The organism is Streptomyces sp. NPDC087845, assembly GCF_044742755.1.
Lineage (GTDB): Bacteria > Actinomycetota > Actinomycetes > Streptomycetales > Streptomycetaceae > Streptomyces.
In genome coordinates, this window is record NZ_JBIUVC010000007.1 from 324,176 (window position 1) to 337,197 (window position 13,022).

A 13,022-nucleotide genomic window follows, 5' to 3' on the forward strand; every position below is an offset into this window, starting at 1 on the left:
TCCACATGCGCAATCCCGTCGGCGGCCATGTTCCCGTGGCCGGCGGCCTCGCCAAGGTCGGTCTTCCGTACGCCCGTGAGATGGGGGCGGAGGCCGTCCAGGTCTTCGTCGCCAACCCGCGCGGCTGGGCGACACCCGTCGGCAACCCGGCCCAGGACGAACAGTTCCGTGCCGAGTGCGCCGCCGCGTCCCTGCCGGCGTACGTCCACGCCCCCTACCTGATCAACTTCGGCTCGCACACCGAGGCCACCGTCGAGTCGTCGGTGCGGTCGCTGCGCCACTCACTGCGCCGGGCCCGCGAGATCGGCGCCCTGGGCGTCGTGGTGCACACCGGATCGGCGACCGGCGGCCGCCCGCGCGAGCAGGCCCTCGCACAGGTGCGTACGCACATGCGGCCGCTCCTGGACGAGCTGACGCACGACGACGACCCGTATCTGCTGCTGGAGTCGACCGCCGGGCAGGGGTCCTCGCTCTGCTCGCGGACCTGGGAATTCGGCCCGTACTTCGAGGCACTCGACGCCCACCCCAGGCTCGGCATCTGCCTCGACACCTGCCACATCTACGCGGCCGGCCACGATCTGGCGGGCCCGTCGGGCATGCGCCGGACGCTGGACCTGCTGGTGGACACGGTCGGCGAGGATCGGCTGAAACTGATCCATGCCAATGACTCCAAGGACGTGGTGGGGGCCCACAAGGACCGCCACGAGAACATCGGCGCCGGGCACATCGGCGAGGAGCCGTTCCGGGAGCTGTTCTCGCATCCGGCGACCGCCGGTGTACCGCTGATCATCGAGACGCCGGGCGGCAAGGAAGGCCATGCGGCGGACGTGGCGCGGCTGAAGGCACTGCGCGTCCGACAGGACGGACCGGGTCGGCCGGCCGCCTGACCCTCGGGGCGGCGCCCCGGTCAGAGCTCGGGGCCGTCCCCGGGCTCCTCCTGGTACGAGTAGCGCTGCTCGCGCCACGGATCGCCGATGTTGTGGTAGCCGCGCTCCTCCCAGAAGCCGCGGCGGTCGGCCGTCATGTACTCGACGCCCCGGACCCACTTGGGTCCCTTCCACGCGTAGAGGTGCGGCACGATCAGCCGGAGCGGGAAGCCGTGCTCGGCGGTGAGCAGCTCACCATCCTTGTGGGTGGCGAAAAGCGTTCGGTCCGAGGCGAAGTCGGAGAGCCGCAGATTCGAGCTGAACCCGTACTCGGCCCAGACCATCACATGGGTCACGCTCGGCGCGGGCGGTGCGAGTTCCAGGACCGTGCGGGCGAGCACGCCGCCCCATTCGGCGCCGAGCATGCTGAATTTGGTGACGCAGTGCAGGTCTGCGACGACCGAGGAGAACGGCAGCACCGAGAATTCCTGGTGGTTCCAGCAGTGCTTCTCACCGTCCGCCGTGGCACCGAAGACCCGGAACTCCCAGCGGTCGGGCTTGAACTTGGGCACGGGCCCGTAGTGGGTAACCGGCCAACCACGCTGGAGTCGCTGTCCCGGCGGAAGCTCGGACTGCTCTGACGCGCGGTTTTCCCGGCTTTCCGGCTGACCCATGCCTCCATGGTGACAGACAGGCAGAGGTGGTCCCGACCAGGGCGGGGACAATTCGGGCAACTCACACTAAGCATGCACTTACTGGACGATCATCGAGTGCGGTGCGAGGATGCGGCCAACTTGACCAGTTCACCGGTTGGAAGGAGCCTCTGCGATGCAGGGCGACCCCGAGGTCCTTGAGTTCCTGAACGAGCAGCTGACCGCCGAATTGACTGCCATCAACCAGTACTTCCTGCACGCGAAGATGCAGGACAACTTCGGCTGGACGAAGCTCGCGAAGTACACCCGCTCCGAGTCGTTCGACGAGATGAAGCACGCGGAGATCCTCACGGACCGCATCCTCTTCCTCGATGGACTGCCCAACTACCAGCGGCTGTTCCATGTGCGGGTGGGCCAGACCGTCACCGAGATGTTCCAGGCCGACCGCCAGATCGAGGTGGAGGCGATCGACCGCCTCAAGCGCGGGATCGAGCTGATGCGCGGCAAGGGCGACATCACGTCCGCAAACATCTTCGAGTCGATCCTGGAGGACGAGGAACACCACATCGACTACCTCGACACCCAGCTGGAACTGGTCGAGAAGCTCGGCGAGCCGCTCTACATCGCCCAGGTGATCGAGCAGCCGGACAGCTAGGGCCTCTCGTTCGGGCGTCCGCGCGGATCAGGCCGCTTCGGAGAACCGGGGGCCCGGGGCCACGCCCGGGACGGTGCCGGGAGCAATAGCCGGGCCGGCCTCGGGGGCGGCGTCCGGGCCGGCTTCGCCGGCGGTGCCGGGCGCCCGCTTCCGGTCGAGCAGCTCGCGGCGCGGGCAGGCGCCGCGGCCGAGCACGGCCTGGATGGCGCGGACGCAGCCGCCGCAGTCCGTGCCCGCCTTGCAGGCGGAGGCTATCTGCCGGGGCGTGCAGGCCCCGGCGTCCGCATGTTCCTTGACCTGCTTCTCCGTAATGCCGAAGCACGAGCAGACATACATGCGGTTCACCTCCCGGCGGGATCGGTCGCTGCTGCCACCCCGTTGATCGGTGAGGCTTACCTAACCTTACCCGGCGCCGCAGGTGCGTGAAAGCCTCCGAACGCCCTGTGGGGCACGGATCACATCGATCCGTGCCCCACAGTCGTACGCGTGCCACCTGCGGTGACGGCTACTGGTCCCGGTACATCTCGGCGACCAGGAACGCCAGGTCGAGGGACTGGCTGCGGTTGAGCCGCGGGTCGCAGGCCGTCTCGTAGCGCTGGTGCAGATCGTCCACGAAGATCTCGTGTCCGCCGCCGACGCACTCGGTGACGTCGTCACCGGTGAGCTCGACGTGGATGCCGCCCGGGTGCGTGCCGAGGCCCTTGTGGACCTCGAAGAAGCCCTTGACCTCGTCCAGGACGTCGTCGAAGCGACGGGTCTTGTGGCCGGAGGCGGCCTCGAAGGTGTTGCCGTGCATCGGGTCGGTCACCCACGCCACGGTGGCGCCGGAGGCGGTGACCTTCTCGACCAGGTCGGGCAGCTTGTCGCGGACCTTGTCGGCGCCCATGCGGACGATGAAGGTCAGCCGGCCGGGCTCGCGCTCGGGGTCGAGGCGTTCGACGTAACCGAGCGCCTCCTCGACGGTGGTCGTCGGGCCGAGCTTGATGCCGATGGGGTTGCGGATCTTCGAGGCGAACTCGATGTGCGCGCCGTCCATCTGCCGGGTGCGCTCACCGATCCAGACCATGTGCCCGGAGGTGTCGTACAGCTGGCCGGTGCGCGAGTCGGTGCGGGTCAGTGCCGACTCGTAGTCCAGCAGCAGGCCCTCGTGCGAGGCGTAGAACTCGACCGCCTTGAACTCGGCCGGGTCCGTACCGCACGCCTTCATGAAGTTCAGCGCGTTGTCGATCTCGCGGGCGAGCGCCTCGTAGCGCTGGCCGGACGGCGACGACTTCACGAAGTCCTGGTTCCAGGCGTGCACCTGGCGCAGGTCGGCGTAGCCGCCGGTGGTGAAGGCGCGGACCAGGTTCAGCGTGGAAGCGGATGCGTGGTACATCTGCTTCAGCCGCTCCGGGTCCGGGACACGGGCTTCCTCGGTGAAGGGGAAGCCGTTGACGGAGTCGCCGCGGTAGGTCGGCAGGGTGACGCCGTCGCGGGTCTCGGTCGGCTTGGAGCGCGGCTTGGAGTACTGCCCGGCGATCCGGCCCACCTTGACGACGGGCACGGAGGCCGCGTAGGTCAGCACGGCGCTCATCTGGAGCAGCGTCTTCAGCTTGGCCCGGATGTGCTCGGCCGACACGGCGTCGAAGGCCTCGGCGCAGTCACCGCCCTGCAGCAGGAACGCCTCGCCCTTGGCGACGGCTCCCATGCGGGCACGCAGCTGGTCGCACTCGCCCGCGAAGACGAGCGGCGGATACGACGCGAGGTCCGCGAGTACATCGCGCAGAGCCTCGGCATCGGGGTACTCGGGCTGCTGCGCCGCGGGAAGGTCTCGCCAGGTGTGGCCACCGGCGACGGAGGTATTGGCGTTCACGGTCACACGGACAACACTACGGGGTCCGGCGGTGCGTCCATCCGTAGGCTCAATAGTTGAGACGCGCGCTCGGATGACGAGGTCGTCCGTTAGGGTTCGGAACATGTTCGCGCAGACGCACCAGAACTGGTGGTGGACCGCTCATCCGGCGGCCCACTGATCGATCGCGCGCGACAGACCACGCGAAGGCCGCCCGAGGGGCGGCCTTCTCTGCGTTTCGGGAGCCGTTCCTCCGTACGGAAGGAACACCCCCATGCCCCAGCCCCACCGCACCGACCTCGTCGTCGAGCGGCTCCTGCGTGACGACTGCCCGCCGTTCGCGCTGCTGCGCCGGCGCACCCCCGGCCACGACCACGACACCGTCGAGGTGCTGATCGGCCGGGTACGGGAGGCGGACCGGCTCGCCGACCTCCCGGTCGGTGCGCTGCCGTCGCTCGCCCTGGTGCCGTTCCGGCAGATCGCCGAGCGCGGCTTCGATGTGCGCGACGACGGGACGCCGCTGTCCGTGCTGGTCGCCGAGGAGACGTACGAGCTGCCGCTCGCCGAGGTGCTGGACCGCCTGCCGGCCCACGACGTGCGCGTCGAGGGCGGCGGCTTCGACGTCCCGGACGAGGAGTACGCGGGGATCGTCCGGCGGGTCGTCGAGGACGAGATCGGGCAGGGCGAGGGCGCGAACTTCGTCGTCCGGCGGACCTTCCGGGGCGAGATCCCCGGCTTCGGCCGGGCGGACGCACTGGCCCTCTTCCGGCGGTTGCTGGCCGGTGAGCGGGGCGCGTACTGGACCTTCGTCGTCCACACGGGCGACGGCGGACCCGCAGGGTCCTCGTCACCGGGTGGGCGGACGCTCGTCGGCGCGAGCCCCGAGGTGCATGTGCGGATGTCCGGCGGGACGGTCGTGATGAACCCGATCAGCGGCACGTACCGCTACCCCGCCGAGGGCCCGACCGCCGAGGGTCTGCTGGCCTTCCTCTCCGACCGCAAGGAGAGGGACGAGCTCTCCATGGTGGTCGACGAGGAACTCAAGATGATGTGCACCGTCGGTGACATGGGCGGGGTGGTGGTCGGGCCGCGGCTCAAGGAGATGGCCCATCTCGCGCACACGGAGTACGAGCTGCGCGGGCGCTCCTCGCTGGATGTGCGGGAGGTGCTGAAGGAGACGATGTTCGCGGCGACGGTCACCGGCTCCCCGGTGCAGAACGCCTGCCGGGTCATCAAGCGGTACGAGCCCGGCGGGCGCGGCTACTACGCGGGCGCGCTGGCGCTGCTGCGGCAGGAGCCGGGCGGGGCGCAGACCCTGGACTCGCCGATCCTGATCCGTACCGCCGACATCGCGGCCGACGGGCGGTTGCGGGTACCGGTCGGGGCGACGCTCGTACGCCATTCCGACCCGGACAGCGAGGTCGCCGAGACCCACGCGAAGGCGGCCGGGGTGCTGGCCGCGCTGGGGGTGCGGCCGGGCCGGCCGCGGGACGGGGCGGCCCGGCCGCAGCTGGCCGGCGATCCGCGGGTGCAGGCAGCGCTGGACTCCCGGCGGGACGGCCTGGCGCCCTTCTGGCTGCGGATGCAGGAGCGTACGCACGAGCTGTCCGGCCGTGCGCTGGTGATCGACGGGGAGGACACGTTCACCGCGATGCTGGCCCATCTGCTGCGCTCGTCGGGTCTGGAGGTGTCGGTGCACGGCTACGACGAGCCGGGGCTGCGCGAGCGCGTACGGGCGCACGCGGGCCCGGTCGTACTGGGTCCCGGGCCCGGGAATCCGGGCGACACGGCCGATCCGAAGATGCGGATGCTGCGCGAGTTCGCCGCGGAGCTGGTCCGTGATCACCGGCACGGTCTGCTGGGGGTCTGCCTCGGCCATGAGCTGATCGCGGCGGAGCTGGGTCTGGAGATCGTCCGCAAGACCGTGCCGCACCAGGGCGCGCAGACCCGGATCGAGCTGTTCGGACGGCCCGAGACGGTCGGCTTCTACAACAGCTTCACCGCGCGCTGCGACGACGGTGCGGCCATCGAGCTGGCGGCGCACGGAGTCGAGGCGAGCCTGGACGCGGCGACCGGGGAGCTGCACGCACTGCGCGGGCCGGGCTTCGCCTCGGTGCAGTTCCACCCGGAGTCGGTGCTGACCCTGCGCGGCGCGACGATCGTGGCCGAACTGCTGGCGGGGCTGCCGGTCGCCGGCTGAACGGGACGGACGGGACCCCGGGGAAGCTCCGGGGTCTCAGCCCGCCGGGGCCGCCGGGACGAGGACGTTGTCGCTGCGGCGGCCGGCCAGGTAGTCGGCGACGTTCCGGACGGTGGTGTCGATGATCTGGGCCACGGCGTCCCGGGTGTAGTACGCCTGGTGCGAGGTCACGATGACGTTCGGGAAGGTGACGAGCCGGGCGAGGGTGTCGTCGTCGACGCCCTCCAGGGACTTGTCGAGGAAGAACAGCCCGGCCTCCGCCTCGTACACATCGAGTCCGACACCCAGGAGGCGGCCCGCGCGGAGCTCGGCCACCAGGGCCGTGGTGTCGATGAGACCGCCGCGGCTGGAGTTGATCAGGATCGCGTCGTCCTTCATCTTCGCCAGGGCGGCCTCGCCGATGATGTGGTGGGTCGCGGGCAGCAGCGGGACGTGCAGGCTGATCAGGTCGGACTCGGCGAGGAGCCGCTCCTTGCCGACGTACTCCATGCCGAGGCCGACGCAGGCGGGGTTCTCCTCGACGTCCCAGCCGAGCAGCCTCATGCCGAAACCGTGGGCGATCCGGGTGAACGCCTCGCCGATCCTGCCCGTGCCGATCACCCCCGCCGTGCGGCCGTGCATGTCCCGGCCGAGGAGGCCGTCGAGCCGGAAGTCGAAATCACGGGTGCGGCTCGCGGCCCGGATGACGCGGCGGTTGACCGCCATCGCGAGGGTCCAGGCGAATTCCGCGACCGAGTACGGCGAGTAGTGGGAGACCCGGGCGACCCGCAGGGCGAGCCGTTCCGCGACGTCGAGGTCGATGTTGTTGAAGCCGGTGGAGCGCTGGGCGATCATCTGCGTGCCGCCCGCCGCGAGGGTCTGCAGGACGCCGCTGCCCAGGTCGGCGTTGACGCTGGTGGAGATGATCTCGTAGCCCGCCGCGATCGGGGCGGTGTCCCTGTTCAGGAAGACGTCCAGGCATCGGACCTCGTGCAGTCCGGCGAAGGCCTTCTCGATCAGCGGCTTCTCGTCGGACTGCACACCGAATGCCAGGATTTCCACGACTTCTCCATTTTTTCATTTCGCACGAAAGACGGGAGTTGCGTACCGGATGTCCGCGAATAGTACGGGTCGCGCCTCCGGTACGCCGCTCAGCCGAAGAAGACACCCACCTCCGCGTAGAGGGCCGGATCGACCGTTTTGAGCCGGGCGGTCGCCTCCGCGATCGGCACGCGCACGATGTCGGTGCCTTTCAGGGCGACCATCGTGCCGAAGTCGCCGTCGCGGACGGCGTCGATGGCGTGCAGACCGAAGCGGGTGGCCAGCCAGCGGTCGAAGGCGCTGGGGGTGCCGCCGCGTTGGACATGGCCGAGGACGGTCGTTCTGGCCTCCTTGCCGGTGCGGCTCTCGATCTGCGCGGCCAGCCATTCGCCGACGCCGGAGAGCCGGACATGGCCGAAGGAGTCGTGCGACCCGTCCTTGAGGATCATCTCGCCCCGCGCGGGCATGGCCCCTTCGGCCACCACCACTATCGGCGCGTAGCTCGCCCTGAACCGGGAGGTCACCCAGGAGCAGACCTGCTCGATGTCGAAGCGCTGTTCCGGGATGAGGATGACGTTCGCACCGCCGGCCAGCCCCGCGTGGAGCGCGATCCAGCCCGCGTGACGGCCCATCACCTCGACGACGAGGACGCGCATATGGGATTCGGCCGTGGTGTGCAGGCGGTCGATGGCCTCGGTCGCGATGGAGACAGCGGTGTCGAAGCCGAAGGTGTAGTCGGTGGCGGAGAGGTCGTTGTCGATGGTCTTGGGCACGCCGACGCACTTGATGCCGTGCTCGCCGGCCAGGGTCGCCGCCACGCCGAGGGTGTCCTCGCCGCCGATCACGACGAGTGAGTCGACGCCGTGCGCGGCGAGGTTGTCCCTGATCCGGCGGACGCCGTGCTCGGCGCCGAGCGGATTGGTGCGTGAGGAACCGAGGATGGTGCCGCCGCGCGGCAGGATGCCGCGCACCGCCGGGACGGAGAGCGGCACCGTCTCGCCCTCCAGCGGGCCGCGCCAGCCGTCCCGGAATCCGATGAAGTCGTAGCCGTACTCCTGTACACCCTTGCGGACGACGGCGCGGATGACCGCGTTGAGCCCTGGGCAGTCACCGCCGCCGGTCAGTACTCCGACCCGCATGGAAGCGTCCCTTCGCCGAAGTGAGCTCGCCGACGACCACGCTAGTGGTGATCCAGGTCACTCAGGAATGGAGCGGAGGGAGCAAATCCGGCTCAGTCCGGGCGCGTTGGGTCAGGCGTCGTCGAGGCCGCGCTCGATCGCGTACCGCACGAGCTCCACCCGGTTGTGCAGCTGGAGCTTGCCCAGGGTGTTCTGGACGTGGTTCTGGACGGTGCGGTGCGAGATGACCAGCCGCTCGGCGATCTGCTTGTACGAGAGCCCCTTGGCGACCAGCCGCAGCACCTCGGTCTCGCGCTCGGTGAGCTGCGGGGCCTTGGGTTCGTCGGACGCGACGGGGGTGGGGTCCGAGGCGAGCCTGCGGTATTCGCCGAGGACCAGTCCGGCCAGGCCCGGGGTGAAGACGGGGTCGCCGGCGGCGGTGGACCGCACGGCCTCGGTCAGCTCCTGCGTACTGGCCGACTTGAGCAGGTATCCGGTGGCACCGGACTTGACCGCCTCCAGTACGTCGGCGTGCTCGCCGCTCGCGGAGAGCACCAGCACCCGCAGTCCGGGGTGGGAGCCGACGAGCTCCTTGCAGACCTGCACGCCGGGCATGCCGGGCAGATTGAGGTCGAGCACGAGGACGTCGGGGGTGACGGCCTTCGCCCTGCGGACGGCCTGCGGTCCGTCGCCGGCGGTCGCCACCACCTCGAAACCGGACTCGGAGAGATCGCGGGCCACCGCGTCGCGCCACATCGGGTGGTCGTCGACCACCATCACCCTGATGGCCCGCTCCTCGCCGCCCCGGGTGTTCTCCGTACTCATCTGCCTGATCCTGCCTTCCCCCGCGAAACCTGTGGAGCCTGTGAGATTTGTGGAGCCTTCTAGGCCCTTGATGCCTTCGCGACCTTGGGGACCTTGGGGACCTTGGGGACCTTCAACTCGACCTCGGTGCCCTGGCCGGGCACCGAAATCAACTCCGCCGTGCCGCCCAGGTCGCGCAGCCGCCCCCGGATCGACAGGGCCACCCCCATCCGCCCCTCCCCCTCCGCCTGGGCGAGCCGCCCCTCCGGAATGCCGGGGCCGTCGTCCCGGACCGTCACGACCACCTCGTCCGGCCAGTCCTCGACGAGGATCCAGGCCTGGGCGCTCTCCCCCGCATGGACCCTGACATTGTCCAGGGCGGCACTGACAGCGGCCGCGAGTTCCTTGGCGGCCGCCGGGGCGAGCAGCACCGGCGCGCCGGGCTCCGCGAAGCTGATCCGCGAGCCGGCGTGCGGGGCGAGCAGGGAGCGCAGATCGCAGTCGGCCCATCCGGACGGCCCGTCCTCGTCGTCGACCTCGACGCTGCGGACCACGGCGCCCTCGGCGGCGTCCTCGGAGACCCGGGTGGTGGGCACGAGGCCGCTGGAGACCAGGGTGCGCAGGGCGACTTCCTGCTCACCGGCCATCCGGCCCAGCTCGGCGGCCTCGCCGCCCAGCGCCGTGCCGCGGCGCTGCACCATCGCCAGGACCTGGAGCACGCTGTCGTGGATGTCGCGGGCCAGCCGCTCCCGCTCACGGGTGGCGGCCTCGATCTCCAGGGCGCGGGCGAGGGTGCGCTCACTGGCCCGGGCCACCTCGACGACGTAGCCGATGGCGATGGAGGCGACCCAGACCAGCAGGACGTTGTGGAAGGTGTCCCGGCTCGGCTCGCCGCGCTCGACGATGTTGGCGACGGCGACGAAGGTGGAGGCCAGGGCCGCCCAGCGCCAGCCCCCCTTGATGGCGAAGGCCAGCACGGAACCCGCCGTCCAGATGGACGGCAGCGTCGGGCCGTCGATGTGCTGGGCGTCGAAATCGGCGAGCGGGGTGAGAAGGATGCCGACGAGGGCGAGGGTGAGGTCGGCGCCGAGGAAGCGCTTGGTGCAGGCGGCGGCGCCCGCGACCTTCGGGAGGGTGCCGAGCGTCCAGGCCACCATCACCGCCAGGAAGGCGATGGCCACCCACGGCCGGTCGTACCTGTCCCGGCCGAAGACGGCGAGCAGCACCGCGTAGACCATCGTCAGAATGCGGTACGCCGTCAGCGCACGCCACAGCGGCTGCTCGACCGACATCCGTACGACCCGCTCGCGCCTGGCCACTTCCCCACCCCCCGGACGGAAACGACGCGGTTACGCGCCGAACCGTTCCGTCACTCCTGCGTTCCGGATTCTCCGCCCGCGCGCTTCTCCTCCTCGGCACGGCGCTTCGCCTCGTCCGCGATCTGCCGCTTGGCGGCGGTCGCGTAGATGTCGACGTACTCCTGGCCGGAGAGCTTCATGATCTCGTACATCACCTCGTCGGTGACCGAGCGGAGGATGAAGCGGTCCCCCTCCATGCCGTGGTAGCGGCTGAAGTCGAGCGGTTTGCCGATCCTGATCCCCGGACGCATCAGCTTGGGCATCACCTGGCCGGGCGGCTGGATCTTCTCCGTGTCGATCATCGCGACGGGGATGACGGGCGCTCCGGTGGCCAGCGCCACCCGGGCGAGCCCGCCGGGCTTGCCCCGGTAGAGGCGGCCGTCGGGCGAGCGGGTGCCTTCCGGGTAGATACCGAAGAGTCCGCCGCTCTCGATGACCTCGATGCCCGCCTTGATGGCCGCCTCACCGGCGCCGCGGGCACCCGAGCGGTCCACCGGCAGCTGGCCGACGCCCTTGAAGAAGGCCGCGGTCAGTTTGCCCTTCACCCCCGGTGCGGTGAAGTACTCGGACTTGGCGATGAAGGTGACCTTGCGGTCCAGGACGGCCGGCAGGAAGAAGGAGTCGGAGAACGACAGGTGATTGCTCGCCAGGATCGCCGGTCCTTGCGCGGGGATGTTCTCCAGGCCCTCCACCCATGGCCGAAAGGCGAGCTTCAAGCCTCCGCCGATGGAGAACTTCATTGCGCCGTAGATCAACTCGGGTGCCTCCTGTGTGCTGTCCGACTGACCTTAACCCGTGCGGTCGTCCGCGCTCCCGCCCGGCGTGGACCCGAAGCGGTGACCCGGGCCGTGAGGGCGCCCGCCGGTGACGACGCCCCCGGTCGGTGTCGGTGACGGCCCTGGTCGGTGTCAGTCCGGTCGCGTACGGTGAAGTAATCCTTCTGCGCTCCCCCTTTCGCTCCCTTTCGAGCCTCACGAACAGGAGACCCCGGTGCCGGTCCTGCCTGGAGCCGAGCCGTTCCGCCACGAGGGCGGAGAGGTCGGCGTCCTTCTCTGCCACGGATTTACCGGTTCCCCGCAGTCGCTGCGCCCCTGGGCCGACTATCTGGCGGAGCGCGGGCTCACCGTGTCGCTGCCGCTGCTGCCCGGGCACGGCACCCGCTGGGAGGACATGCAGATCACCGGCTGGCAGGACTGGTACGCGGAGGTGGACCGGGAGCTGCGCGCCCTGCTGGAGCGGTGCGCCCAGGTCTTCGTCTTCGGCCTCTCCATGGGAGGCGCGCTGACGCTGCGGCTGGCGGCGAAGCACGGGGACGCCATCAGCGGTCTGGTGCTCGTCAATCCGGCGAACAAGGTGCACGGCCTGTCGGCGTACGCGCTGCCGGTCGCCCGCCATCTGGTGCGGACGACGAAGGGGCTGGCCAGCGACATCGCCCTGGCGGGCTCCGCCGAGACCGGATACGACCGGGTGCCGCTGCACGCGGCGCATTCGCTGCGGAAGTTCCTCCGCCTGGTCGACGCCGAACTGCCGCAGGTCACCCAGCCGATCGTCCTGCTGCACAGCCCGCAGGACCATGTCGTGCCGCCCGCCGACTCGGCCCGGATCCTCAGCCGGGTGTCCTCGACGGACGTCGAGGAGATCCTGCTGGAACAGAGCTACCACGTGGCGACGTTGGACCACGATGCGGAGCGGATCTTCGACGAGAGCCACCGGTTCATCGGCCGCCTCGCTCCGAGCGTCGGAAAGAAGGGGAGCACGTCAGGTGGCTGAGCACGACGCGGAGCGCGCGGGCAGCGAGGAGGGGCGCGAGCCCCCTCCCGCGGAAGGAACGGCCGTTCCCGAGGACAGCACGGGTACGGACACGGACACGGGCGCAGGCACGGACGCGGGTGAGGGCACGGGTCCGCAGGATGCCGCCGCCGCCCGGACGGCGCCGCCGGGTGCCGACGGCGACCTGCCCGACCGGTCGATCGACGAGGACGCCGCGTGGAAGGCGATCGTCGCGGGATACGGCGATGAACCGCCGGACCCGCCGGGCGCCAGGCCGTTCAGGTCGATCGAGGACCTCGCGCTGCCGGAGGACGATCAGTCGGGCGTCCTGGACCCGGACAAGGGGGGCGGGAAGAAGCCCCCGAAGCCGCCGGAGAAACCGCTCGGCAGCTCGATCGTGTTCGCGCCCGGCGTCGCCGGCCCGCGCGACTACGAGGTGGCCGAGCCGAAGGACGACGACCTCGACGACAGCGACGAGGGGCATTTCGTCCCCCCGGAGCCGCCGCCGCTGCCGGAGGCCGATGTCACGGCGAAGTTCGCCTGGCTCGCGGTCGTGGGCGGTCCGGTGCTGATGCTGGTCGCCGTCCTGCTGCGGTGGGACATGACCTGGTGGCTCACGACGGTCTGCGTCGGCGGCTTCCTGGGCGGCTTCGTCACGCTGGTGGCGCGCATGGAGGACGACGACGAGGACGGCGACGACCCGGGCCGCGGCGCGGTGGTCTGAGACCGGGCAGCTCCGGCGGCCGG

The 13,022-nt window shown here is 70.4% G+C and carries 14 protein-coding genes; 6 read left to right on the forward strand and 8 right to left on the reverse strand.

The window, feature by feature from the left end:
* Positions 1-5 precede the first annotated feature (5 nt).
* Positions 6-887: a deoxyribonuclease IV gene (locus ACIOMQ_RS20445; RefSeq protein WP_362204576.1), complete on the forward strand. Its 882-nt coding sequence runs from the start codon at positions 6-8 to the stop codon at positions 885-887.
* A 20-nt stretch (positions 888-907) separates the two neighbouring features.
* On the opposite strand, the gene ACIOMQ_RS20450 is transcribed toward ACIOMQ_RS20445, so the two are convergent.
* The gene (locus ACIOMQ_RS20450; RefSeq protein WP_362204507.1) at positions 908-1,540 is read right to left on the reverse strand and encodes a sulfite oxidase-like oxidoreductase; all 633 of its coding nucleotides are present in this window, start codon (positions 1,538-1,540) and stop codon (positions 908-910) included.
* Between the two features lie 154 nt (positions 1,541-1,694).
* On the opposite strand from ACIOMQ_RS20450, the gene bfr reads away from it, so the two are divergent.
* Positions 1,695-2,174 (forward strand): bacterioferritin, encoded by a 480-nt coding sequence (gene bfr, locus ACIOMQ_RS20455; RefSeq protein ID WP_362204504.1) that lies wholly within the window; start codon positions 1,695-1,697, stop codon positions 2,172-2,174.
* A 27-nt stretch (positions 2,175-2,201) separates the two neighbouring features.
* On the opposite strand, the gene ACIOMQ_RS20460 is transcribed toward bfr, so the two are convergent.
* On the reverse strand, positions 2,202-2,510 hold the full coding sequence (locus ACIOMQ_RS20460; RefSeq protein ID WP_362204501.1) for a (2Fe-2S)-binding protein: 309 nt from the start codon (positions 2,508-2,510) through the stop codon (positions 2,202-2,204).
* Between the two features lie 169 nt (positions 2,511-2,679).
* Complete coding sequence (locus ACIOMQ_RS20465; protein WP_401264900.1) at positions 2,680-4,026, reverse strand: class II 3-deoxy-7-phosphoheptulonate synthase; 1,347 nt, start codon at positions 4,024-4,026, stop codon at positions 2,680-2,682.
* A gap of 103 nt (positions 4,027-4,129) precedes the next feature.
* On the opposite strand from ACIOMQ_RS20465, the gene ACIOMQ_RS20470 reads away from it, so the two are divergent.
* Entirely contained in the window at positions 4,130-4,186 is a 57-nt protein-coding gene (locus ACIOMQ_RS20470; RefSeq protein WP_107063558.1) for a trp operon leader peptide, read from the forward strand.
* Positions 4,187-4,279: 93 nt separating this feature from the next.
* On the forward strand, positions 4,280-6,205 hold the full coding sequence (locus tag ACIOMQ_RS20475) for an anthranilate synthase family protein (RefSeq protein WP_362204498.1): 1,926 nt from the start codon (positions 4,280-4,282) through the stop codon (positions 6,203-6,205).
* A 36-nt stretch (positions 6,206-6,241) separates the two neighbouring features.
* Here the strand turns inward: ACIOMQ_RS20475 and ACIOMQ_RS20480 are convergent, their stop codons facing one another.
* From ACIOMQ_RS20480 to ACIOMQ_RS20500, 5 genes are all read right to left on the reverse strand, one after another.
* Positions 6,242-7,246, reverse strand: coding sequence for a 2-hydroxyacid dehydrogenase (locus ACIOMQ_RS20480; RefSeq protein ID WP_362204495.1), 1,005 nt, complete (start codon positions 7,244-7,246; stop codon positions 6,242-6,244).
* Positions 7,247-7,335: 89 nt separating this feature from the next.
* The gene (locus ACIOMQ_RS20485) at positions 7,336-8,364 is read right to left on the reverse strand and encodes a 6-phosphofructokinase (protein WP_362204492.1); all 1,029 of its coding nucleotides are present in this window, start codon (positions 8,362-8,364) and stop codon (positions 7,336-7,338) included.
* 111 nt (positions 8,365-8,475) lie between these two features.
* Positions 8,476-9,168 carry a response regulator transcription factor gene (locus tag ACIOMQ_RS20490; RefSeq protein WP_362204489.1) on the reverse strand — a complete coding sequence of 231 codons (693 nt, stop codon included), beginning with the start codon at positions 9,166-9,168 and terminating at the stop codon, positions 8,476-8,478.
* A 59-nt stretch (positions 9,169-9,227) separates the two neighbouring features.
* Positions 9,228-10,466, reverse strand: coding sequence for a MacS family sensor histidine kinase (gene macS, locus ACIOMQ_RS20495; protein ID WP_401940664.1), 1,239 nt, complete (start codon positions 10,464-10,466; stop codon positions 9,228-9,230).
* Positions 10,467-10,516: 50 nt separating this feature from the next.
* A complete protein-coding gene (locus ACIOMQ_RS20500; RefSeq protein ID WP_362204483.1) occupies positions 10,517-11,260 on the reverse strand; it encodes a lysophospholipid acyltransferase family protein in 744 nt (247 codons plus the stop codon).
* Positions 11,261-11,495: 235 nt separating this feature from the next.
* On the opposite strand from ACIOMQ_RS20500, the gene ACIOMQ_RS20505 reads away from it, so the two are divergent.
* Together ACIOMQ_RS20505 and ACIOMQ_RS20510 are read left to right on the forward strand one after the other, a co-directional pair.
* On the forward strand, positions 11,496-12,275 hold the full coding sequence (locus ACIOMQ_RS20505) for an alpha/beta fold hydrolase (RefSeq protein WP_362204480.1): 780 nt from the start codon (positions 11,496-11,498) through the stop codon (positions 12,273-12,275).
* A complete protein-coding gene (locus ACIOMQ_RS20510) occupies positions 12,268-12,999 on the forward strand; it encodes a hypothetical protein (RefSeq protein ID WP_401264772.1) in 732 nt (243 codons plus the stop codon). Before ACIOMQ_RS20505 ends, ACIOMQ_RS20510 begins: the two co-directional genes overlap by 8 nt.
* The last annotated feature ends 23 nt before the right edge of the window (positions 13,000-13,022 follow it).